The organism is Paraburkholderia sp. (assembly GCF_004298475.1).
Classification (GTDB): Bacteria; Pseudomonadota; Gammaproteobacteria; order Burkholderiales; family Burkholderiaceae; genus Paraburkholderia; species Paraburkholderia denitrificans.
The window spans coordinates 40290-63096 of the sequence record NZ_SCRP01000018.1; the positions used below are offsets into that span (position 1 = coordinate 40290).

Below are 22807 nucleotides of genomic sequence, written 5' to 3' on the forward strand. Positions count from 1 at the left end.
GGCAGCGCACTTAGCTTGGGCTAGTGGATTGTGCAATCATATTGATATTTGTGTAGTTATGTTTAATGTATTTGAACGAATTTTTGGACGAATAAACTGCCATGATGCGTGCGGACGAGAAATCGTCTCAGCGCGGCACGAGCACCGTGCGCACCGGACTGCCGCCGCCCAGCATCGTGCCGCGGCAGCCCGGTGTGCCGCATCGGCACGCGTACATCAGGCGCGTTTCATCGCTCGCGTCGCTTTCGAGTTCCAGCGCGTAATCGATGAACAGTTCCTCGCCCGCACGGATATCGCAGATCGCGTCGATGAATACGCGATTGCCGATTTCAATCGTTTCGCAATTTGCCGCGCACGCGTGATTGAGCCAGCGCGCGCCATTGCCGCCGCGTCCGCCATCGATCACGCGGCCGTTGGACAGTCCGAACAGAAACGTATGCGCGCAGTCGGCGCGCGATTGCCAGTGGCGCGCCGCCTCGCGCCAGGTGGTCACCTTGCCCCGGTATTCGAAGATCCGCTCGCCCGCGCGCAGCGCGCACAGGGCAAAGACGCCCCGGCCATGCACGGGGGAGTGTCGCACTGAAACTCGTCTCATGATGATCGCGCTCGTTTGGATGGCGCGCAGTATAGGCGTCCAATATTCGCGCGGTGTGAATGTCGCGTGACGCCGCTTTTGTTGGACGATTGAATCTGGGCACGTACAATCGGCCATTCATCGAACGCGATGCGGCATCTTAGCGATGCTAACGATTGCTGTAAAAAATCGCGCGTTAGGCGTCATTGCTTTGACGCGCGATTTACGCTTGATTCATGCATGGCCGGCTTACGAGACGTAAGCCGATCGCGCCACTCACCACCCTCGCCGGAGCAGACTTTGACACAGCGCCTCAACGAATTCGGGCAACCCATTGGCGAACCGGTTGCCGGCTGGACACCGCGCGAGCGGCCCGCCGATGTCACCCTGACCGGCGCCTGGTGCCGCCTCGAGCCGCTCGACGCGGCGCGCCACGCGGACGAGCTGGATCGCGCCTTTCGCGCCGCGCCGGATCAGCGGAGCTGGACCTATCTTTCTGCTGGCCCGTTCGATACCAGCGAGGATTACCGCCGCTACGCGGAACGCGCGGCGCGCAGCACGGACCCGAAGCACTATGCGGTGATCGATCTCAAGACGGGCCGTGCGGTCGGCACGCTGGCGCTGATGCGGCAGGACCCGGCCAACGGCGTGATCGAAGTCGGCAGTGTGACGTTCTCGCCGCAGCTTCAGCAGACGCCGCTTTCCACCGAGGCGCAGTACCTGCTCATGGCCTACGCCTTCGATACGCTCGGTTATCGCCGCTACGAGTGGAAATGCGACAGCCTCAACGCACCTTCGCGCAAGGCGGCGGAGCGTCTGGGCTTTCGCTTCGAGGGGGTTTTCCGCCAGGCCGTGATCGTCAAGGGGCGCACGCGCGACACGGCGTGGTTCTCGATCATCGATACGGAATGGGCGCCGCTCAAGCGTGCGTTCGCGGCGTGGCTGGCGCCGGAAAACTTCGATGAGCAGGGGCGGCAGCGCGTGTCGCTCGCCACGCTCCGGGGCGCGTGACGTACCACGCACATGACGCACAGCGTGCTGCGCGCGCCCTGGTCGCCACCCGTCGCCCGCCGTCGTCCGCCGTTATGCGCGCTTACCCGCTCTTACCCGCCGATCAGCTTCAGCCCCGCCGGGAGCGACTCGCCGAACATGCGCCCCGTATCGGCATCGTCGAGCGACACAACCTCGCGGACCATCGCGATCCACGCAGGCGGCGCGTTCGCCGATTCGAGCCGCCGGACGACGGCGTCGCGCATCGCCTGCGGCAGATCCCGCGAGCGGTCGCCGGTCATGCTGGCGATCTGCACGGCGGCGAACATCGCCGGCTCGACCTTGCGCCAGTTCACCGCGAGGATGACGTCGAGCCAGCGCGCCGCCACGTCGGGCGGCACGACACCGTGGGCGCTGCCGTAGAACGGCTGGCGCGCACCGATCCGGCCGACTGCCCACCAGCTTTGCGGGTTCGCGGACGGCTGCTGAAGCCGCGCGAGCAGGCCCTCGCCAATCTCGATCTTGCGCTCGACCGCAATGTGTTCGAGCGAGGCGTACAGGCGGACCATGTCGGCCTGGCTCAGCTTCGCCGGATCGAACGGCAGTTTGTGGCGCCTGGCGCGCGCCGCCGCTTCGAGCCAGTCCATCGCTTCGAGCGCCTGCTGCTGCGCCGTTTCGGCGAGCCCGCCCGCCGCGCGCCGCCACAGCGTCCACCACTCCGACCACACCTGGCTATCGTTGACGTGCTGAATGCCGTCGTCGAAGAGCGTCCATAGCTGCTCGACGCGCCACGCGTCGAGCGGATAGCCGAAGCCGGGCCGCACGCAGTAGCCCGCGAGATTCAGCCAGAGCCGTTCATGATCGGCAGAACGCCTGCGCCGGCCCGCGCGTTCCCAGAGCGCACCGAACAGTTCGCGCAGCAGCGCGCTGTCCCAGCCCTCGCGCGGCCCGAGGCGTTGTTCGAGTTGCGCGCGCAGCCGTTTCACTTCCTTCGGATCGACGCTCGCCGAGCGCGGCCCGAATACCCGGTCGATGAGTCCGATGGCTTCGTCGAGCAGCGGATGACGCTGCGCCGTTTCCGCTTTGTCGCCAGTCTCGCCGCCGTGCTCGCTACGCCGAAGCTGGAATTCCAGCAGCCATCGTTGCGAAGGATCGTCGGTGGCGATGCAATGCACTTCCAGCGTGCCGAGTTCCGTAAGCGATGTCGTGAGCCTGACTGCGCGCTCGCCCGGCGCATTTGCGCCTGCGCGCTGCACGACGGTCGCGAGCGGCGGCAGGCGCACGAAGTCGCCGCTCGACAGATCGGCAAGCTCGCCCGGCTGCCATGCCGTATCGGCGACGGTGGAGACCAGATGGAACTGCACGGGGTGCCCGAGCCGCAGGGCGAACACGCGGTCGGCGAGATGGATTTCGTGCGCTTCCTGCGTGCCGCGCGGCAGCAGGCAGACGCCGCGCGGCGTCTCGCGTACGTCGTCCAGCACGAGGAAGTAGCTGCGCGGCGAGCCGCCGCCAATGCGCGGGGCCTCGCCCGAGCGGGCCAGCGCATAGGCGACCGCGCCGCGCGCCACGGCAACGTCCGGCTGGTCGTTTTGCAGGATGTGCAGCGGTTGCCCGCGCCAGTTGCCGAGCGTGTCGGCGAGGCGCGCGGAAAGCGCCTGCGCGCGAAAGACGCCGCCGTTCAGGAGCAGCGTATCCGGCACCGGCACGGACTGCGCTTGTGCAGCGCCCGACGCGTCGCTCTGCGCTTGTCCCGATGCTTCGCCCAACGCTTCGCGCGACGGCGCCGCGAAGCGGTCCAGAAACGCCGCGATGTGCCGCGTGATCGCCGGATCGGCGGCATAGGGCAAGCCGAATTCGACCAGCGCCGCACGCGAGCGGCGCGGCAATTCGCGCGCATCGGTCTGCGGAAAGAAGCCGTCGACGACCACCTGCTCGACTTCCTCGCGGCGCAGGTGCGTCGTGCGCGCGCCGCCCACGAGCCGCGCGCCCGCGCCGAGCAGCGTGACCGGAACGCTGGCGGGCGCTGCTGCGTCCAGCAATTGTTCCTTCGCGGCGCGGCATCGTTCGACCAGCTGCGACAGGCTTGCCGCCGACAGCCGCGTCTCGCCCGGCTGCGCGGCGGCAAGATGCGCCTCGACAAGATGCGCGAGCGCGAGATCCATGTTGTCGCCGCCGAGCATCAGATGGTTGCCCACGCCGATGCGCGTCAACTGCGGCTTGCCGTCCTCCACCTGCACCTTGATGAGCGTGAGGTCGGTCGTGCCGCCGCCCACGTCGCAGACGAGCACGAGGCGCGTGCCGGCGAGTTCGGCGTCGAGCGTCGCGCGATGGTGGAACAGCCAGTCGTAGAACGCGGCCTGCGGTTCTTCGAGCAGGCGCAGCGCGGGCAGCCCGGCGAGCCGCGCGGCTTCGAGCGTCAGCGCGCGCGCACCGTCGTCGAACGAGGCGGGCACGGTGAGGACCACATCCTGCTCTTCGAGCGGCGCATGCGGGAAACGCCGGTTCCACGCGGCGCGCACGTGCGCGAGGTAGCTGGCGCTGGCGGCGACGGGCGAGACCTTGCGCGCGTCGTCGGGCGCGCCCCACGGCAGGATCGGCGCGAGACGGTCGACCGACGCGTGCGAAAGCCAGCTTTTCGCGCTGCTCACGAGCCGCCCCGGCACCTGCGCGCCGAGCGTGCGCGCGAACTGGCCGATCACGGCCTGCGGCGCTTCCGTGGCATCGGCGCTATCGGTCGTGGCGGCGCCGCTCCACGGCAGGCGCAGATCGTCTGCCGCCAGTTCACCCGGCGCGGGGTGATAGCGCGCGGACGGCAACAGCGGCCGCGCGTGCACTTCGCCCGGCCCCACGAGCTGATCGACGTCGAAGACGCGGATCTGCCCGCCGTCCGCCTTGCCGTTCGCCTTGCTGTTTGCCTCGACGTACGCTACGACGGTGTTGCTCGTCCCGAGGTCGATGCCGACGAGGTATGACTTCATCGGACTCAAGCGTTGACGCCGCCGCGCACGTCGAATTCGACTTTCCAGCGCTCGTCCGTGCCGCTCGATACGGCTTCGAGTTCGAGCGTGCCCGCTTCGGTCACGCGCGCGTGCAGCTTCACGGGCACGACTTCGCCGGGCGTGCGGCCTTCGGGCGGCAGCGTGGCCTGGATTTCCTCGAGTTCCTGCAGTTCGTCGGGCGACCAGTAGTCGAGCATCGTGCCGACCTGATCCTGCCGCCGCACCGACGATCCGAAGAAGCGGAAGTGCACGGGCTCGCCGACCACGAGGCCGAATTCCTGCGGCGGCAGCGCGGCGTCCGTGCCTTCTTCCATGCCGAAGGGCGCGACGCACAGCGCCGAAACCGGCGGTTCGAGACCGGGGACGGCGGGCATGGCCGATTCGATTGCGATGTAGTACGCGCGCGCCGTGCCGCCGCGAATGCGCACGCCTTTGCCGCGCTTCACGTAGCCGTAGTACGCGGCGCCGCGTGCGACCGCGAGATCGAGGTCGGCGCCGCCGAGCAGGCGTGCGGGCGCGGCGCCCTCGGCGGCGAGCCAGCCGTTGAGCACGCCGAGAATGCGCTCGGTCAGCAGGGCGGACTTGAACACGCCGCCGTTGAACAGCACGGCGGTCGGATGGAGGAAGCTTGCGCCCGGCGCGGCGGACACGCCGCCGGGTTCGGCGAATTCGGCGAGTGCGGCGATCTGCTTGCCGAGGAAGGCCGCGAGGTGACGCGTGATGCCTGCGTCCTGCGCGTACGGCAGGCCGAGCTGCGTGAGGCCGGCGCGTGCGCGGCTCACGGGCCGCGCTGCCGCGTCGGCCTGCGGGAAGAAGCCTTCGAGAATGGTTTGCGTGAGTTCGTCGCGGGTCAGCTCGGTGCGGATCGAGCCGCCGATCAGCTTCGAGCCGCGGCTCGGCACGACGAGCGGCACGGCGCTCGCGGCGGGGTCGCTCAGCAGCGTTTCCTTGGCGGCGCGGCACGCGTAGGTCAGCGCACGCAATTGCCACGGATCGGCCTGCGTGCCCTGCGCTGCGAGCTTGCGCGCGACGACGTGCGCGAGCGCGAGATCCATGTTGTCGCCGCCCAGCAGAATGTGTTCGCCGACGGCGACGCGATGCAGTTCGAGATTGCCTTCGCGCTCGATGACGGCGATCAGCGAGAGGTCGGTTGTGCCGCCGCCCACGTCGACGACCAGAATGATGTCGCCCACCTTCACTTCTTTGCGCCACGCGCCGCCGCTCTTCTGGATCCAGCTATAGAGCGCGGCCTGCGGCTCCTCCAGCAGCGTCATGCGCGCATAGCCGGCCGCCTGCGCGGCCTCGGCGGTCAGTTCACGCGCGGCGGGATCGAACGAGGCCGGAATCGTGACGGTGATGTCCTGGTCGCCGAACGGCGCGTCGGGATGCGCGTGGTCCCACGCTTCGCGCAAATGCGTGAGGTAGCGCACCGAGCTTTCGAGCGGCGAAACGCGCGCGACTTCGGGCGGCGCATCGCTCGGCAGGATGGCCGCGCGACGGTCCACGCCGGGATGGCAGAGCCAGCTCTTCGCGCTCGACACGAGGCGGATCGGCGTGCCCGCACCGCGGCTGCGCGCGAGTTCGCCCACGGCATAGTCGCGGCTCGCGGTCCACGGCAGGCTCAGGTCGCCGGGCGTGAGTTCGCCCGGATGCGGCAGATAGAGAAACGACGGCAGCAGATCCGGCGATTCGAGCGTGCCGGGCGCGGTGAGCTGCGCGACCGGCAGCACGCCCTGGCTGGCCTTGTCGCCGTCGCTCGCGGCAAGATCGACGTAGGACAGCGCGCAGTGCGTCGTGCCGAGATCGATACCGATGGAATAGCGCGGCTCGCTCATAGCTCCACCTCGGCCGGGGCGATCACGGTCACGTCGTGGGTCTTGACGAGCTTCGGCAGGCGGACGTCGGCGACGCGCCAGCCGCGGTGCGCGATGCTGCCGTTAAACGGCGCCTTGCCGACGACGTTGCCGGTGAGGCGGACCGCGCTGGCGTCGAAGCCTTCCGCGAGCGTGATGCGGCTGCCTTCGGCTTCGTTGCGCACGGGCTCGATCGTGAAGTGCTCGCGCAGCGTCGTGCGGCAACCTTCGTGAACGAGGCGGGCCGCAGCGCCGATATCGGCATCGGAATAGCCCGCGATGTTTTCTTCGACGAAATCGATGAAGCGTGCGTTGCGCTGGAGCAGGCCCAGCAGTTGAAGGGCCGAATCGGGGCTCGCTGCCTCGATGGCGGGCGCGGGCTGCACGGGGACGGGCGCGGGTTGCACGGCGGCGGGTGTGGATTGCACGGCAACTGGCGCAGCAACGGGCGCTGCGGCAGGTTCGGGCAGCGGTGCGCCTTCGCGCAGGCGGCGGACATTGGCGGCGAGGTTGCTGTCGCCGAGAATGGCGAAAAACGAGCCGACGGCGACGGAAAACCGGCCGATGAACGAGAGATTCGATTCGGTCATGAAAAACTGCTCCTGGAGGCTCGCCTGAACGGCGAGCAGGCCGGCCGGGGCTCGATGCGAGCCATGCAGGCGGCGGCCAGCGTGGAAAATCCGGGCCCGTTGAGGGCTCAAAACCGCTATTTTGCCTTGTTGTCGCCGCAAGCCGGACAAAATCCGGCCGCGATGCCGGGCGACGGCACTTTTGCACGCGTGCCGCCGTTGGCCATTTCCATGTGATTTGCGCGCCTGGCGACGATTTGGCGACCGCGTTGTTGACGCCTGGTTGATGACGCGCTTTTGTCGATTCCAGCCGACGCGCAGGCGTTGTCTTGCCACAGTCGGGCGAAGCCGCCTGGCGGACTCCGGGTCGCCGGATATATAACGGAGTGCGAATCAAAATGGCGCGCAGGCTGCGGTGAACGCAGCCTGCGCGCCTGCTTCGAAGATCTCCGGGAAAGCGTTGTGTCGAACGCCGTTGCCGGCGTTACGCCTTCTTCACATACGCATTGCACCAGCCGGTGCTGTCGACGAGCTTGCCGCCGAAGATCGGGCATGGCCCGCTCGCTGCACCCGCCTTACCCTGAAACAACTGGCAGTTCGAGCACGACTGGCCGGCCTGAAACTTGGGGAACTTTGCCTTATCCACCTGCGCGGCATGGGTCCGGTAGCCCATCGCCTGGGCCTGGGGATCGCTCTCGGAGAGCGCCGGGGCGTCGGCGCGCGCCTCCTCGGTGAGGATCGACGACGAAGCGAGCGTGGCGGCGATAGCAATGAACTTACGACGTGAGCATGGCATCACAAGACTCCCTCTAATGGAGCGCGCCTTGGGGAAAGGATCGCGCGAGTTGGTGTTTGGGTCGAATGTTGCAGTGACGAGCCTAAAACTTGCCGTGGGCTGCCGCAAGAAATTTTGCAATGTTTTCGAATTGGCCGGCGCGCAACTGCACGCCGCCGCACCTTGCCGCACTCCACTGCACCTCGCCGCACGCCGTTTCAACTGCTGGCAACGTCACTCGTCCATCATGCGGGCCTTGACCTTCTTGCCCTTCACCTTGCCTGCATTGAGCTTGCGTAAAGCGTCGTGGGCGATGCTGCGCTCGACGGCCACATAGGTCGAAAAGTCGGTCACGTTGATTTTGCCGATCTGCTCGCCCTTGAAACCCGCTTCGCCGGTCAGCGCGCCCAGCACGTCGCCGGGGCGGATCTTCTCCTTGCGGCCACCCAGAATCTGCAGTGTTTCCATCGGCGGCAGCAAGGGTGCGTTGCTCGCGGGCTTGAGCGAGGCGAGCGGTTGCCATTCGACTTCGCGCTTGAGGGCCGCTTCGATGCCGCCCACACGGCCCATTTCGTCCATGCTCGCGAGGCTCAGCGCCCAGCCGTCCTGATCGGCGCGGCCCGTGCGGCCGATGCGGTGCACGTAGGTTTCGGGGTCGGGCGTCACGTCCACGTTGATGACCGCTTCGAGCTGCGCGATGTCGAGGCCGCGCGCGGCGACGTCGGTGGCGACGAGCACCGAGCAACTGCGGTTGGCAAACTGGATCAGCACCTGGTCGCGCTCGCGCTGGTCGAGTTCGCCGTGCAGCGCGAGCGCATGAAAGCCCTGTGCGCGCAGCACGTCGAGCAGATCGCGGCACTGCTGTTTGGTATTGCAGAAGGCGAGCGTGCTGACCGGGCGATAGTGATTCAGCAGCATGCCGACCGCGTGCAGGCGTTCGTCTTCGGCGACTTCGTAGAAGCGCTGGCGAATCTTGCTGTCGTCGTGATGTTCTTCGAACCGGAGCTCCTTGGGATTGCGAAGGAAGCGCTGGCTCAATTTCGTAATGCCTTCGGGCAAGGTCGCCGAAAAGAGCAGCGTTTGACGCTCTTTCGGACATTGGCTCACCACCTTGGCGATGTCGTCGAAGAACCCCATGTCGAGCATGCGGTCGGCTTCGTCGAGCACGAGGGTGTTCAGCGCGTCGAGCGCGAGGCTTGCGCGCTCCAGGTGGTCCATGATGCGCCCGGGCGTGCCGACGACGATGTGCGCGCCGTGTTCGAGGCTCGCCGTCTGGGGCCGCATGGGCGTGCCGCCGCACAGCGTGAGGACCTTGATGTTTTCCTCGGCGCGCGCGAGGCGGCGGATTTCCTGCGTGACCTGGTCGGCCAGCTCGCGCGTGGGGCAGAGGATCATGGCCTGCACAACGAGACGGCGCACGTCGAGCCGCGCGAGCAGTGCGAGCGAAAACGCCGCCGTTTTGCCGCTGCCGGTTTTCGACTGTGCAATCAGATCGTGCCCGGCCAGCGTGACAGGCAGGCTTTCGGCCTGGATGGGTGTCATGTCGACATAGCCGAGGCGCGTGAGGTTCTCGATCATGGCAGGCGCAAGCGGGAGCGCGCTGAAGGGCGTGGCAGTGGTTGGATTCGTCATACGGGTCTCGCGCCAGATGGCTGGAGGCAACCCGGCTTGTCGGCCGGTGTCGCGTCGGGGAGAAAGGTGGATCGGGCGGCGAAGGAAGATCGCGCGTGCCGCGATTCTAGCGGAAGCGCGCGCCTGCCCGCCGAAGCGTGCATGAAGGGGGGCGCGGCTTTGACGGCGCATACGTGCGACGTCGACGCAAATACCGGCGGCCGTTGCGGCCTCCTGGTGCTGCGAGACGGCTTCGCGAACCGATGGCACAATGGGTGCGTCCTCCACCTTCCTGGCTCCGGCACAAAAAAACATGCGCGAAGGCGACGTATCGAGCGTGGCAGCGAAGCAGATGGCCGGAAAGGGGGCGCGTTTTGTGGAACGCGTTTATCGCCTGCGTATCGCGGGTCTTGGGCTGGGTTTTTTCTGCGTCGCATCGGTGCTGGCCCAGCAGGAACGCGGCTTCGTGCTGTGGGCGCTGCTGGGTTTTCACGGTTTCCTGTGGCCGCACGTGGCGCGCCGCGCCGCGCTTGCCTGCAACGTGCCGTATCGCGGCGAGCGCGCAAACCTCATGATCGATGCGGTGTTCGGCGGCTTCTGGGTCGCCGCGATGCGTTTTAACGTATTGCCGTGCGTGCTGATTCTCACGATGCTCAGCATGGACAACATTGCGGCGGGCGGCCCGGGCTTTTTCGCGCGCGGCATCCTCGGGCATCTGGCCGGTCTCGCCGCAGGGCTGCTCATACTCGGCTTCGCGTTCGAGCCAGTGTCGCGCATGCCGACCATCCTCGCCTGCCTGCCGTTTCTCGTCGTTTATCCCATCGCACTCGGCTGGTCGACTTATCGCACTTCCCGCAAGCTTGCCGAGCAGGCCCATGCGCTCGACCGCCTGAGCCGTACCGACGGCCTCACCGGACTCCTCAATCGCCGCAGCTGGGAGGGCGTTCTGGCGGGCGAATTCGCGCGCAGCCGCGCGAGCCGCTATGCGTCGTCGCTGCTGCTCGTCGATCTCGATCACTTCAAGCGCGTGAACGACACGCACGGCCATCCGGCGGGCGATGTCGTATTGCAGACTTTCGCCACCACGTTGCGCGCGCACTTTCGCGAGTGCGACCAGATCGGCCGTTACGGCGGCGAAGAGTTCGGCGTGGTGCTGCCGGGCGCGACGCTGACCGAGGCGCGCGCGCGTGCCGAACAGCTCGTGGCGACGGTGCGCGAGCTGGCGTCGCGGGCGGACGCCGGATGTCCGTGCACGATCAGCGTTGGCGTGGCGCAGTGCGACCTCGTCATGCACGATCACATCGCGTGGCTGCAGAAGGCCGATGCGAGTCTCTATGACGCGAAACTCGGCGGGCGTGATCGCGTGGTGGTTGCCGAGGTGATGACCGCGGACGCCGACTGAGCGCGCTACACAGTCACTGCGGCCTCTGTGGTGTCGGCGGCTGCGTGCGCCGCAGCGGGTCGCCTGGCCGGCCGATTGCCGCGCCGGCGGCTATTTCAGCTAAAGCGCGAGGGCGGCGCGCGCGGGCGATCCGAGGCAGCCGATTCCAGCCAGGGTCGCTTCGACAGCCGCGTCGAGCGGAGTGTGCGGCTCGCTGCCGAGTGTTGCGACGAGCCGCGCGTTATCGAGCCGGAGCGGCTCGCGCCACAGGTAGCGCATTTCGAGCAGCTCGCGCAGCGTCGTCACGAAGGGCGCGGCGGCGTACACGAGCGGCCACGGGAAGCGGCGCTGCGTCGCCTTCAGGCCGTGGCGCTCCGCGACGCGGATAATCGCTGCGGCCATCTGTGTGCCGTCGGCATCCCAATGACCACCAAAGTGGAACAGCGCGAAGGGCGGCAGCGTTGCACGCCGCCCGATCAATTCGACCATCGTCCGCGCGACGTCCGGCAAATACGCCCACTGATGCCCGACACCGGGCCGGCCCGGCATGCTGACTTTGCGCACCGGCTTGCCCGCCTCTACGAGTCCCTGCGAGAACCAGCTATTGCCCGTCACCCGCGCGCCGAAGAAATCGCCTGCGCGCACAACGATCGTTCGCACGCCGCGCGCGGTGGCGGCCTGCAAGCGCCGCTCCATCTCGACGCGAATCGCGCCCTTGCGCGTGCGGGGCTGCTGCGGTGCGTCTTCACGCAGTAACGGAAACGCGTCCGGTCCGTAGTTGTAGACGGTGCCGGGCAGCACGATGGTTGCGCCCGCTCCTGCGGCTGCCGCGATCGTGTTGTCGAGCATGGGCAGCACGAGTTCCGCCCAGCGGCGGTAGCCGGGCGGGTTCACGGCGTGGATGATTACTGCGCACCCGCGCGCGGCACGCACGACCGCTTCGCGGTCCATGGCGTCGCCCTCGCACCATTCGATGCCGTCGCCTGTCGTGGCCGCATTCGCGGGACGCCGATGCAAAGCGCGCACGCGCCACCCCGCTTCGCGCAGCTGGCGGGCGACTTCGCCGCCGATGCCGCCTGTTGCGCCGAGTATCAGCGCTTGCTTGTCGGTCATAGGAAAGGAAGTGCGGGCCATACGGATTCTCCGGTTCGAACATTGCGACGGATTCATTCTGCGCGGGTGCGGGCCAGGAGAAAATTGGCTAATTTGCTCGACCGGCTATACATTTTTGTATGACTTCGAACCTCAACGTGCGCGCAGGCACGGGCGGGGACGATGGGGACTTCGGGAAAGGGATGTCATGAGCGACAGGGAACCGAACTGGGAGTGGTACCGGAGCTTTCTGCATGTTCTGCAGACAGGTTCGCTTTCGGCGGCCGGGCGCACGCTGGGCCTGACGCAGCCTACAGTCGGCCGGCACATCGACAGCCTCGAGGCCGCGCTGGAGCTGAAGCTTTTTACCCGCTCGTTCGACGGCTACGCGCCGACCGACGCGGCTCATGAGTTGAGGCCATACGCTGTCGGTCTTGCCACGACCGCTGCCGCATTGCGCCGGGTGGCCAGCAGTCACGGATCGGGGGTTCGGGGTACGGTGCGGCTGACCGCGAGCGAGGTGATCGGCGTCGAGGTTCTGCCTCCGATCCTGGCGGCGCTGCACGACACCTACCCGGAATTGATCATCGAACTGGTGCTGTCGAGTCGGGCGGACGATCTGGTGCGGCGTGAAGCGGATATTGCCGTGCGCATGTTCCGGCCCGTGCAGGAGGCGCTGGTGGCGCGACGCATTGGCGGAATCGAGGTGGGTTTGCACGCGCACGAACGCTATCTGGCACTGCACGGCGTGCCGAAGTCGATGAGCGATCTGTCTCGCCACGCAGTGATCGGATTCGATCAGGAAACGGAATTTATCCGGTCGGCACAGGAAAAATTAAAGACGTTCACACGCGACCGTTTCGCATTTCGGGCCGATAGCGACCTCGCGCAACTGGGCGCGATACGCGCCGGATTCGGTATCGGCGCATGTCAGTCGCCGCTGGCGGCGCGAGACGAGCGGCTCGTGCGGGTTCTGCAGGACGAATTCTCACTGACGATGGATACGTGGATCGCCATGCACGAAGACTTGCGCGGCAGCGCTCGCTGCGCCGTGACATTCGCCGCGCTTGTCTCGGGTCTGAACGCGTATCTGTCCGGCGCATAGAGAGAGCGTACGTGTTGCTTGCGCCCGCACGGGATCGACTGCGAGATCGCCACGCTTGCGCCACCAGCGGCGCAACGACGCAGAAAGGCTGCGAAGCCCGGTGGGCGGCGCGTTGGCTCGTGTGTCGGGGCCGTCGCGACGCGCATCGCCGCGGCGCAGTGTGTCTTGTTTGATGCAGGTCAACGCGGCCCGCGCGGGTAGTTCGATGATGAGCATGTCGAATCACCGGATTGCGCGAGATTCGCCCATTCTGGAATGTGCAACAAGGCCGGAAAGGAGGTAAACGATGTATCAGAAGATCCTGGTGGCAGTGGACGGCAGTGACACATCGAAGCATGCGCTGGCAGAGGCGCTGCGTGTCGCGCGCCTCACCGGCGGCAGCATCCGCGTGTCGATTGTCATCGATGTCGTGGCGCCCTTTGGGTTCGGCATGACGTATGTGCCCGCGGAGCTGATCTCGGGGTTTCGCGAAGACGCCCTGAAGCGTCTCGAAGCGGCGCGTTCGCAAGTCGAGGCGGCGGGTGTTCCGTGCGATACGGAACTGCTCGAGTTGCACGAACTCGCCGACGATATCGCAGGTTGCCTCGTGCGCGACGCCGAGCGTTATGGTGCGGATCTGGCGGTGCTGGGCACGCATGGCCGCCGCGGCGTGCGGCGTGCCGTGGTCGGCAGCGTGGCCGAGAGTTTCGTGCGACAGGCGAGTTGTCCCGTGCTGCTGGTGCGCGGCGCGGAGCCGGAGGCTGAGCCCGACTAGGCTTTTCATCAACAGCACAGAGCCTGTGAAGGACAGGCGAACTGGCGTTGAGCGGATTGCGCCCGGATAACGCGGGCGACTGAATTGCCGCGCAGCGTGCGTGCACGCATGCAATAGGCTTCGAGCGCACGCTACGCGGGGTCCGGTTCGCCCGGGGCATCTGCGGTCCCCGCGCGCGTCTTGCGGTTCGCCCACGCTCTCCCAGGCGTCCCCGCGCTCAATCCGACCCGGAATCCACATCCGCGACCGCCGCCTGGCGCGCGGGCCGGCGCACGGCCCGCACCTTGCCACTGTCGCCGCCGCCGCAGTAGAAACGCTCGCCGCCATCGGATTCGAGTCCCGATACGCCGGTTCCCTCGGGCATTTCGAGTTGTTCGAGCACTTCGCCCGTGCCCGGATCGATGTGGCGCAACTCGCTTTCGTGGTTCTCCCACGTGCCGTGCCAGAGTTCGCCGTCCACCCACGTCACGCCCGTGACGAAACGATTCGATTCGATCGTGCGCAGGATCGCGCCGGTCTGCGGATCGATCTGGTGGATCTTGCGCTCGTGATAACGCCCCACCCACAGGCTGCCTTCCGCCCAGGCGAGCCCGGAATTGTCGCCGCCCGCAGGAGACGGAATCGTCGCGACGATGCGCCCGCTGGCCGGGTCGATCTTCTGGATGCTCGCGCCGTCGATCTGGTACAGATGCTGGCCGTCGAAAGCCGTGCCCGCGTGCGAGGGCGCTGCGATCGAGCGCACGGGTTCGCCGCTGGCCGGATCGAAGGCGCTCACCTTGTCGCCGGATGCGAACCAGACGTGCTGGCCGTCGTACGTGACGCCGTGAACGTTCTCGCTGTCCGCGAAGGGGCCATATTCGCGGACGATTTCGGCGGGCATCGGTTTCATGTTTGCTCCTGGTCGGTCGGGATGGCGGTGGGGAGTAACAAGGCTGTCGCGAATCCGGGCATGGGCGGCGTGGCCCAGCGGCGCGCGCGGGCACGGCCGAACGACTGCACCTTGTTCGCGGCGGCGAGCGCATCCAGTGTGCGCTGGACGGTGCGCTGGCTCGCGCCCAGCGCGAGGGCGAGCGAAGAACTCGACCAGGACTCGCCGTCGGCGAGCAGCGCGAGCACGGCCGCATGCGGCTCTTCGACCGGGCGCGCGAGCACCACGACTTCGTGCGCCGTATGCGGCGCGAGCGTGAATCCGTGCTGGGTGGCGCGAATGCCGGCGAGCGGGCACAGCGCCGTGCGCAGGCGGCCCATTTCGACGCGCAGGCGCGCGCGGTGGGATTCGTCGGCGTGCTTCGCGCGAAAGGCGCGCTCGATGAGCGCGTCGCGTGGCACGTCGGCGGGCCATGCTTCGGCCAGCGCGCGGGCGAGCACGAACAGCACGGGGCGGCGCGTGAGCGCGACTACGGTGCCGGCTTCGCGCACGGCATGGCGGCATGCATCGACGACACATGTCTTCGACATCAGCAGCGCTTCGACTTCGTCGAGCCGCATCGGGCGCTGCGCGCCGCCTGCCAGCAGTCGCGCTGCGGGCGCGTTCAGGACGGCGCGCGCCGTGTCGATCTCGGCGGCCAGTGCGGGGATGCCCGCGCGGCGAGCGGCCTCCACGGCGCGCGCGAGCGCGGTGCGGGCGACCTGGGTCTGGATGCGGCGCATCGCGATACCGGCAATGGCCAGTTCGTGAACGGCGCGCAGTGCGGGGGGTAAATCGGAGGGTTCGATCGCGGCGATCCGGTCCTCGGCGTCGTCGAGGCGGCCGATCAGAACGAGACGCCGGATTTCCACTTGCCGCGCATGCGCGGCGTTCGTCCGGTCGCCGTGGGTTTCGAGCGTCGTGCGCGCGGCGTCGAGTGCGCGCTGAGGCCAGCTTAGGTCGCGTGAAGCGAGCGCGATTTCGGCTTCGGCGACCACGCATCGCGCGCGGGCCAGGGGCGCTTCGGGACCGAATGCGCGCGCCGCTGCGCGCACGAGCGCGCTTGCGCGTTCGAAGTCGCCGAGCTGCGCCATCGCGATACCGCGCAGCGCGAGCGCAGGCGCATCGTCGCGCAGTGCGACGCGGTTCAGCGCGCCGAGCGGATCACCGGCCGCGAGCGCGCGCGCGGCAGCCGCGATCAGCGTATCCATTCGAATCCCGCCACACTTGTCACTCCCTGCGTCGGAAGCCGGCAACTAATCTAGCACACGAGTACCGGCGCGCTTGACCGTATCGCGAGCCGGATCCTCGACGATACCCCTCTCAAGGAGGCAAGCATGGGCACGATGCACAAAACCGGAACGCGCGAAGAATGGCTGGCGGCGCGCCTTGAACTGTTGAGCGCCGAAAAGGCGCTGACGCACCGCAGCGATGAAGTTGCACAGCAACGTCAGGCGCTGCCATGGGTGCGTATCGACAAGACATATCGCTTCGATACGGACGAAGGGCAAGCAACGCTCGCGGATCTCTTCAAGGGCCGCTCGCAATTGCTCGTCTATCACTTCATGTTCGGGCCGGATTACGCGGCGGGCTGCCCGTCGTGCTCGGCGATTGCGGACGGCTTCGACGGCTTCGTCGTTCACCTCGCGAATCACGATGTCACGCTGATGGCCGTGTCGCGCGCGCCGCTCGCCAGGCTGCACGCGTACCGGCAGCGCATGGGATGGACGTTCCCCTGGGCGTCCTCGCTCGACGGCGACTTCAATTTCGATTTCAACGTGTCGTTCACCGAAGCGCAGCAGCGCGACGACAGCGTGGAATACAACTACCAGCGCGGCGGTCATGCGATGGATGCGAAGCCCGCCCCCGAACCCGTTGCGCAGTTCGCGGCCGCCTGCGGCACCGATGCGCCCGCCTATGCGCGCGAGCGGCCCGGAATCAGCGCGTTCGCGATGGAGGACGGCGCGGTCTATCACACGTATTCCGCCTATGCGCGCGGCGTCGATGGCTTGTGGGGCATGTATCAGTGGCTCGACCGCGCGCCGCTCGGGCGCAACGAGGCGGGCATCTGGTGGCGCCGCCACGACGAATACGGCGCGCGTTGATGTTGGGTTGAAGTTGCGTTGGAAACATTGAAGCCGCATCGAAGCCGCATCAAGGTGAGCCATGCGTGCCCTGCCAGTCCCCGTAACCCGCGTGCGCCAGCAGCGGCGCGTGCGTGCCGTCGCCTGGATTGCCGTCGCCGCGCTGCTCTTTTGCGCGGCCACGACGCTGACGATTGCAGCCTGCGCGTCGATGTCGTCGAAGGGCGGCATGCCGATGCCGGGCGGCTGGACGATGTCGATGGCGTGGGCACGCATGTGCGGACAAACCTGGCGCGGCGCGGCGGCTTCGTTTCTCGGCATGTGGTCCGCGATGACCGTCGCGATGATGTTACCCGCGCTCATGCCTGCGCTCTGGCGCTGCCGCGCCGCTGCGGCGCAGGCGGAGTGGTTCGCGGTACGGGTCGGCGCGGGCTACTTTGCCGTGTGGATCGCACTCGGCGTTGTGGTGTATCCGCTGGGCGTCGCGCTCGCCATGCTGGAGATGCGCTGTCCCATGCTGGCGCGCGCGGTGCCCTTCGCGACGGGCCCGGTCGTGCTGCTCGCGGGTGCGTTTCAGACGAGTGCTTCGAAGGCGCGTTATCTCGCGTGCTGCCGTGCGGCGGCACCGCGAGATCTTGCGTGGCGCGAGGGCGTGCGGCTCGGCTGGCATTGCATCGGCTGCTGCGCGGGGATCACGGCGACGGTGCTCGTCATGGGCGTCATGAATTTGCGTGTCATGGCGTTCGCCGCCGCTGCCATCACGGGCGAACGGCTCGCGCGTAACGGCGAGCGCGTGGCGCGGATCGTCGGCTTCGTCGTCATGGCCGTGGGCGCGGCGCTGGTTGCGCAGGCAAGTGGCATCGCTTGATGTTCGCAGCTTTGCGCGCTGCGCGAACCCGCTCAGGCGGCTGCGACGACGTCGATGCGCAAGGCTGTGCCGCCCGCAGCGACGGCGAGCAGGCGATCGACATTGGGATGCGCGCCCGGACGGTTACGCGCGTCCGCAGTGTGCTCGGCGAACACGGCGAGGCCATGTTCGGCGGCGCGGGCGTCGAGCGTCCCGAACGCCTGCTTCAGATAGTGGTAGACGGCAAGCGATCCCTGCTTGCCCGGCATGTTTTCGATGGTCGCCACGACTTCGCCCCGATCGTCGACGAGATCGATACGTTCGATCCCGTCGATGGCCGGAAGCTGCGCCAGATTGTCCTTGAAGAGGTTGCCTGCCTGAATCACTCGAATCACTTGAAATACTCCGTTGAACGCGAATGCCGCAGCGCGCTGCGGCAGATCGAATAGAAGAAGGAAGTCCCCGTGCGGGGGATACTGTGCCGGGGATACCGCTTTACGCCCGCTTTACACCAATGGTTGCGAGATTTGCTCGGTCTTGTATGCGCGTACAACGGCCGGGCGTTCAAGCATGCGCTGAAGATAGGCGCCGATTCGCGGCCATGTCCGCGCCGGACGATGAAGAACGCGCGTCCACCGGCAGAGCATCAGCGTATACGGATCGAGCGCGCTATAGGTTTCGCCGAGCAGCCACGGGCCGCCTGACGTTTCCAGTTGCGCTTCGAGCTGATCGAGCAGCGTGACGATCTTCGCTTCGGCCCGTGCCTGCACTTGCCGGGCGCCCTCGGCGTTTTCCGCATCGACCCAGCGTTCCGGATAGAAGTAGGCGATCAACGTGCTTTGCAGCGTGTTCGTGAGCCACATGAGCCACTTGTAGAACTCGGCGCGTTGCGGCGTGCCCAGTGCGGGGGCGAGGGCGCTCCCCGGATGCGTATCGGCGAGATGCAGACAGATCGCAGCCGATTCGTAGAGCACGAAGTCGCCGTCGGCGAGCACGGGAATCAGGCCATTCGGATTCAGCTTCAGATAGTCTGCGGACTTGTGCTCGTTACGTTCGCGATCGACGAGCTTCAACTCGAAAGGCTGCCCGATCTCTTCGAGCAGAATATGCGGAGCCATGCTCGCGTTGCCGGGGTAATAGAACAGTGTGTTCATCGTGTCTCGACAGTGGTTGAGTGAATCCGGTCAGAAAAAACGCGCGCCTATTATTGCAGGAACGTTCGTGCAACGCATTCCGTTGCGTGCGCAAGCGGGTTCGTTGATGCGCAATCCGCCTGCAGTCTTCGACGCGGCCCGCGCACACTCATCCCGGCTGAACCGCATCGCCAGCGGCGGCGATGGGCGGCACGGCGCGCACGTAGCGTGCGAACGCGTCGGCCGGCATGGCCTTCGCGTAGAGCCAGCCCTGGGCATAGCCCACGTTGTGGGTTCTGAGCCAGCGCGCCTGGGTTTCGGTTTCCACGCCTTCTGCAACCGTCAGGAGGTTGAGGCTCTGCGCCATCGCGACGATGTGCGGGAGGATGGCGTTGACTTCCGTGCCGGTCACGAGCGCGTGCATGAACACCTTGTCGATCTTGATGCCGTCGACGGGCAGTTCCTGCAGATAGGCGAGACTCGAAAAGCCGGTGCCGAAGTCGTCGATGAGGATGCGAAACCCCGCCGCGCGGTAGCGCTCGAGCACGGGCGCGAAGCGTTTGGCGTCGAGGAACGCGCGCTCGACGGCCTCGAACCAGATCTGATTCGGATGCACGTCGTATTTGACGAGGCAGGCCTGCAGGGTTTCCATCATGCGCGAGGTTTCGAGATCGTCGCGGGTGAGATTGATCGAGACGTGCAGGTCGCGGCGCTGCGCGAGCAGGTTGCCCGCGCCTTCGAACACGGAGCGGATCACCTGATCGGTGATGGGCTGGATCAGTCCGACCGATTCCGCCATCGGAATGAACGAGTCCGGCGCGATGATGGTGCCGTCCGCGAGCTGCCAGCGCACGAGCGCTTCCGCGCCGATGCAGCGCCCGCTGTCGAGCGCGACGATCGGCTGGAACCAGACGACGAACTGGCGACGCCGGATCCCTTCGAGGAGCGAGTTGCGCGGCGTGCGCAGCTCGCGCCGCCAGGTCAGGACGAACCAGGTGGCGAGGCCGCCGACAACGAGCGCGGGCACGATGAACACACTCATCTGCCGGAACCAGCTGGGGCGAATGCGCTGCGCCGGTTCGTACGCGACGATGGCAAGCGGATAGCGGCGCGAGCGCTCGACCACGTAGTAGCGCCCGGCCTCGTAGCCCGTCGTCAGATCGTGCTGGACCGCGGCGCGAACAAGGCTCTCGCTGGTTCGCGGCCAGCGCGTGATGACCGTGGCGTCCTGCGTCTCCACCACGCCGAGTTCGAGCGCGTCGTTGAGCGGCACGATATCGACGTAGAAACGCGGGTCGATCACGACGAGATGGTTGCCGTAACGGATATTGAGCATGCTCTGCTTCGCACCGCGCCGGCCCACTTCGGAATGCCATGCGGAGAAACCGTAGGCATCGGTCCATTCGGGCGGCGGCAGGTCGCCGCCGCCCGTTGCGCTGAGTGTCGAGCAGCGAAGCGTCTGGCCGTCCGTGTATCCCACGTCGCGGATATAGCGGCGCGCCGCCTCGGTCTGCTTGAGCAGGCGCAGGTGGTCGTCGGTGCACGGGGAGTCGCCGTAGCGCGCGGCTTCGCGCAGCGCCGATTCTGCTTCGTCGGTCACGCGTTCCGCGCGCAGCAGCGCGCGCTCGGAATAAGAGTCGACCTGCAGGCGTTGACGCTGTTCGATGACGACATCCGTCGCGTAGATGGCGATGCCCACTACCGCCGTGACAGTCAGCGCGACGAGGCAGAACGTTGTCAACACGGTCGATTTGTGATCCATCGGGGACGGATGGCCTCTCGTGACTGCGACGGTCAAGATGCCTTGTGCTGCGCGCGTGTGGGCTACGCGATTCGCCACGATGCTGGCCGCTTTCCGGCCGTGCGCCGCTCCGCGACAGACAGGTGCGTTTTGCCGTCGATGGCGCGCAAGTGCTGCGCATCGATTGCGCAGAGAGCGGCGCCGCTGCGCCCGTTATGGCCTGCCCGAGTGGCGTGGAGCAGCGGGGCGCAAAGTACCGGGAGAGGATAGCATCGCGCGCGGCAGGCGTTGCGTACGGTAGCGCGCGCTAGATGCGGGCGGCAGGCCGGACTGGCCAGGCAGGCGGGACTGCCTGGCCACTCTGTTTATCGGACGATCGGGAGCAATCTGAACCCTCGCGGGGAAAATCCGCACCGGAATGTCGCGTCGATATGCCGGGGCGCGGGATATGCGCACGGGCGGCAAGCGCAGGTGTGCCCGTGCCGGTATGATCGGCGCGATGGCAAGGGCGGCGCCTGGGCGGCCCGCTCGCCGCTTCGAGGATTGGCAATGCAGACGGTCGTAATCACCGATTGGCAGCAGTTCATGGCGCTCACGATGCAGCTCGAAGGCTGGGCCTTTCGGGGGCAGCAAAACGAGGCCTGGCGGCTCGAAAGCTCGCTTTCGCGCTACATGCGCGACTATGTGCAGGACCGCAGCCAGTGGCGCGTGCGCGAGGAGCGCGCGATCCGCATCTTCCGGCGCAAGGCGCACAACTTTCTCGCGCATCCCGACCTGCTCAAGGACGATCTGCGCTGCCTCGCGCTGATGCAGCACCACGGCGCGCCGACGCGCCTGCTCGATTTCACGAAAAGTCCCTTCGTCGCCGCGTTCTTCGCACTTGAACGCGCAACCGGCGATGCGGCGGTCTTCGCGCTGAATACGCCCGCGCTATGGAATAACCGGGCGGTGCCGAAGGCCAATCCGACGCTCACGCGCGACATGATCGATCCCCGCGTGCACGACAATTTCGACCGCTACTATTTTTCGAACCGTCACGAGATCGTGTGGTTCGGCGAACCCACGGAAATGGACGACCGGCTCGTCGCGCAGTCGGGCACGTTCGTGGTGCCGGGCGTCATCGACAAGTCGCTGCAGGCCATTCTCGACGGCTACGAAAGCAACGAGGAACTCCTGCACAAGATCGTGCTGCCCGAACGCATACGCGTCGACGCGATGAAGTGGCTCTACCGCATGAACATCGCCAATGCATCGCTGCTTCCGGGACTCGACGGTCTTGCGCGCTCGATTGCCGTCGAACTGGAAATCGTCTGGCCGGGCCTGATGCCGTCGCCGTGACGCCCGCCGCCGCATTAGCCGCATTAGCCGCGCTGGTGGTTCGCACTGAAAATGCCATTGAGTTGCGGGCCACGCGCGGCGCCTTCGAAGCTGTCGAAGCGGCCCTCGGCCAGCAACTGTGCGGCGCGCATGAAAGCGCCCCATGCCACGCGCGCCAATGCGCCGCCGACGCTCACGCGCCGCACGCCGAGCGCTGCGAGATCCGCAAGCGTGAACTCCGATATTGAGCCCACCAGCACGTTGACCGGCTTCGGCGCGACTGCGCCGACCACGGCGGCGATCTGTTCGCGCGTCTGGATGCCTGGCGCGTAAAGGCAATCGGCGCCCGCGTCCGCGTAGGCCACGAGGCGCCGGATGGCGTCGTCGAGATCGGTCTTGCCCGCGAAAAAATTTTCGGCGCGTCCGACGAGCAGCGTGTCGCCGCCGTGTGCGTCGATGGCGCGCCGCGCCGCCTTGATCCGCTCGACCGCCGCTTCGACCGGAAAGAGCGGCGCGGCCGGGTTGCCGGTCGAATCCTCGATGGACAGGCCCGCAACGCCCGTTTCCACCGCCAGGCACACGCTTTGCTCGACTTCATCGGCGGTCGCGCCGAAGCCGCTTTCAAAATCGGCGTTCACGGGCAGGTCCGTCGCGCTCACGATTGCGCGCAGATGGGCAAGCACCGCCTCGCGGCCGACGGTGTTGTCGGCGTGGCCCGTGGACCAGGCAAAGCCGGAACTGGTGGTGGCGAGCGCCTTGAAGCCGAGGTCCTGCAAATAGCGGGCGCTGCCCGCATCCCACGGATTCGGCAGCATGAAACAGCCGGACTCGTGCAGCGCGCGAAACGCCGCGCGCTTTTCGCCTGTGGTTTGAGGCATGACATGTCTCCTGGTCGAACAAGGGGGGGCGGCAAGCGTGAGTGCCGCACGCTCGCCAGCATAAACGGGGAAGTCGTTTCGCGCGGTCGGCGTGACATGGTGCGGTGCGATGAAGGCGGCGCAATGAAAGCGGTGCAATGAAAGCGGTGCAATGAAAGCGGCGTGAGCTCACACCGACATGGAGGGACATGAAATGT

At 66.9% G+C, this 22807-nt stretch carries 21 protein-coding genes; 8 read left to right on the forward strand and 13 right to left on the reverse strand.

Features of this window, described 5'->3' with window-relative positions; all coding sequences use genetic code 11:
- Nucleotides 1-127 precede the first annotated feature (127 nt).
- Entirely contained in the window at nucleotides 128-595 is a 468-nt protein-coding gene (locus tag EPN59_RS10595) for an SET domain-containing protein-lysine N-methyltransferase (protein ID WP_293037907.1), read from the reverse strand.
- Nucleotides 596-874: 279 nt separating this feature from the next.
- On the opposite strand from EPN59_RS10595, the gene EPN59_RS10600 reads away from it, so the two are divergent.
- Nucleotides 875-1585 carry a GNAT family protein gene (locus tag EPN59_RS10600; protein WP_293037904.1) on the forward strand — a complete coding sequence of 237 codons (711 nt, stop codon included), beginning with the start codon at nucleotides 875-877 and terminating at the stop codon, nucleotides 1583-1585.
- Between the two features lie 92 nt (nucleotides 1586-1677).
- Here EPN59_RS10600 and EPN59_RS10605 read toward each other — a convergent pair whose 3' ends face one another.
- From EPN59_RS10605 to EPN59_RS10615, 3 genes are read right to left on the reverse strand one after another with little or no spacing between them, the layout of a single operon-like run.
- On the reverse strand, nucleotides 1678-4542 hold the full coding sequence (locus tag EPN59_RS10605) for an Hsp70 family protein (protein WP_293046001.1): 2865 nt from the start codon (nucleotides 4540-4542) through the stop codon (nucleotides 1678-1680).
- A 5-nt stretch (nucleotides 4543-4547) separates the two neighbouring features.
- Entirely contained in the window at nucleotides 4548-6398 is a 1851-nt protein-coding gene (locus EPN59_RS10610; protein ID WP_293037898.1) for an Hsp70 family protein, read from the reverse strand.
- The gene (locus EPN59_RS10615) at nucleotides 6395-7006 is read right to left on the reverse strand and encodes a DUF2760 domain-containing protein (protein WP_293037895.1); all 612 of its coding nucleotides are present in this window, start codon (nucleotides 7004-7006) and stop codon (nucleotides 6395-6397) included. Before EPN59_RS10615 ends, EPN59_RS10610 begins: the two co-directional genes overlap by 4 nt.
- A gap of 54 nt (nucleotides 7007-7060) precedes the next feature.
- On the opposite strand from EPN59_RS10615, the gene EPN59_RS10620 reads away from it, so the two are divergent.
- Nucleotides 7061-7222, forward strand: a complete 162-nt coding sequence (locus EPN59_RS10620; RefSeq protein WP_293046004.1) for a hypothetical protein — start codon at nucleotides 7061-7063, stop codon at nucleotides 7220-7222.
- Nucleotides 7223-7469: 247 nt separating this feature from the next.
- Here EPN59_RS10620 and EPN59_RS10625 read toward each other — a convergent pair whose 3' ends face one another.
- The gene (locus tag EPN59_RS10625) at nucleotides 7470-7781 is read right to left on the reverse strand and encodes a high-potential iron-sulfur protein (protein ID WP_293037890.1); all 312 of its coding nucleotides are present in this window, start codon (nucleotides 7779-7781) and stop codon (nucleotides 7470-7472) included.
- A 213-nt stretch (nucleotides 7782-7994) separates the two neighbouring features.
- Entirely contained in the window at nucleotides 7995-9392 is a 1398-nt protein-coding gene (gene dbpA / locus EPN59_RS10630) for an ATP-dependent RNA helicase DbpA (RefSeq protein ID WP_293037887.1), read from the reverse strand.
- A 292-nt stretch (nucleotides 9393-9684) separates the two neighbouring features.
- Between dbpA and EPN59_RS10635 the strand changes: the two genes are divergently transcribed.
- Nucleotides 9685-10773 (forward strand): diguanylate cyclase, encoded by a 1089-nt coding sequence (locus tag EPN59_RS10635; RefSeq protein WP_293046007.1) that lies wholly within the window; start codon nucleotides 9685-9687, stop codon nucleotides 10771-10773.
- A gap of 99 nt (nucleotides 10774-10872) precedes the next feature.
- Here the strand turns inward: EPN59_RS10635 and EPN59_RS10640 are convergent, their stop codons facing one another.
- Nucleotides 10873-11886 (reverse strand): NAD-dependent epimerase/dehydratase family protein, encoded by a 1014-nt coding sequence (locus EPN59_RS10640; RefSeq protein WP_293033321.1) that lies wholly within the window; start codon nucleotides 11884-11886, stop codon nucleotides 10873-10875.
- 166 nt (nucleotides 11887-12052) lie between these two features.
- Between EPN59_RS10640 and EPN59_RS10645 the strand changes: the two genes are divergently transcribed.
- Both EPN59_RS10645 and EPN59_RS10650 read left to right on the forward strand, forming a co-directional pair.
- A complete protein-coding gene (locus EPN59_RS10645; RefSeq protein WP_293033329.1) occupies nucleotides 12053-12949 on the forward strand; it encodes a LysR family transcriptional regulator in 897 nt (298 codons plus the stop codon).
- A gap of 286 nt (nucleotides 12950-13235) precedes the next feature.
- Nucleotides 13236-13703 carry a universal stress protein gene (locus EPN59_RS10650; RefSeq protein WP_293033319.1) on the forward strand — a complete coding sequence of 156 codons (468 nt, stop codon included), beginning with the start codon at nucleotides 13236-13238 and terminating at the stop codon, nucleotides 13701-13703.
- Between the two features lie 217 nt (nucleotides 13704-13920).
- Here the strand turns inward: EPN59_RS10650 and EPN59_RS10655 are convergent, their stop codons facing one another.
- Together EPN59_RS10655 and EPN59_RS10660 are read right to left on the reverse strand one after the other, a co-directional pair.
- On the reverse strand, nucleotides 13921-14592 hold the full coding sequence (locus EPN59_RS10655; RefSeq protein ID WP_293033317.1) for a glutamine cyclotransferase: 672 nt from the start codon (nucleotides 14590-14592) through the stop codon (nucleotides 13921-13923).
- Nucleotides 14589-15821 (reverse strand): helix-turn-helix domain-containing protein, encoded by a 1233-nt coding sequence (locus EPN59_RS10660; protein ID WP_293033315.1) that lies wholly within the window; start codon nucleotides 15819-15821, stop codon nucleotides 14589-14591. The genes EPN59_RS10655 and EPN59_RS10660 overlap by 4 nt, the downstream gene beginning before the upstream one ends.
- Nucleotides 15822-15947: 126 nt before the next feature.
- On the opposite strand from EPN59_RS10660, the gene EPN59_RS10665 reads away from it, so the two are divergent.
- Both EPN59_RS10665 and EPN59_RS10670 read left to right on the forward strand, forming a co-directional pair.
- A complete protein-coding gene (locus tag EPN59_RS10665) occupies nucleotides 15948-16715 on the forward strand; it encodes a DUF899 domain-containing protein (RefSeq protein ID WP_293033313.1) in 768 nt (255 codons plus the stop codon).
- A gap of 61 nt (nucleotides 16716-16776) precedes the next feature.
- A complete protein-coding gene (locus EPN59_RS10670; RefSeq protein WP_293033311.1) occupies nucleotides 16777-17562 on the forward strand; it encodes a DUF2182 domain-containing protein in 786 nt (261 codons plus the stop codon).
- A gap of 32 nt (nucleotides 17563-17594) precedes the next feature.
- On the opposite strand, the gene EPN59_RS10675 is transcribed toward EPN59_RS10670, so the two are convergent.
- From EPN59_RS10675 to EPN59_RS10685, 3 genes are all read right to left on the reverse strand, one after another.
- Nucleotides 17595-17927 (reverse strand): DUF2322 family protein, encoded by a 333-nt coding sequence (locus tag EPN59_RS10675; RefSeq protein ID WP_293033327.1) that lies wholly within the window; start codon nucleotides 17925-17927, stop codon nucleotides 17595-17597.
- A gap of 120 nt (nucleotides 17928-18047) precedes the next feature.
- Nucleotides 18048-18695 (reverse strand): glutathione S-transferase family protein, encoded by a 648-nt coding sequence (locus EPN59_RS10680; protein WP_293033309.1) that lies wholly within the window; start codon nucleotides 18693-18695, stop codon nucleotides 18048-18050.
- A gap of 148 nt (nucleotides 18696-18843) precedes the next feature.
- Complete coding sequence (locus tag EPN59_RS10685; RefSeq protein WP_293033307.1) at nucleotides 18844-20436, reverse strand: EAL domain-containing protein; 1593 nt, start codon at nucleotides 20434-20436, stop codon at nucleotides 18844-18846.
- Between the two features lie 528 nt (nucleotides 20437-20964).
- Between EPN59_RS10685 and EPN59_RS10690 the strand changes: the two genes are divergently transcribed.
- Nucleotides 20965-21753, forward strand: a complete 789-nt coding sequence (locus EPN59_RS10690; RefSeq protein WP_293033305.1) for an FRG domain-containing protein — start codon at nucleotides 20965-20967, stop codon at nucleotides 21751-21753.
- A gap of 23 nt (nucleotides 21754-21776) precedes the next feature.
- Here EPN59_RS10690 and EPN59_RS10695 read toward each other — a convergent pair whose 3' ends face one another.
- Nucleotides 21777-22610: an isocitrate lyase/phosphoenolpyruvate mutase family protein gene (locus EPN59_RS10695; protein WP_293033303.1), complete on the reverse strand. Its 834-nt coding sequence runs from the start codon at nucleotides 22608-22610 to the stop codon at nucleotides 21777-21779.
- Between the last annotated feature and the right edge of the window lie 197 nt (nucleotides 22611-22807).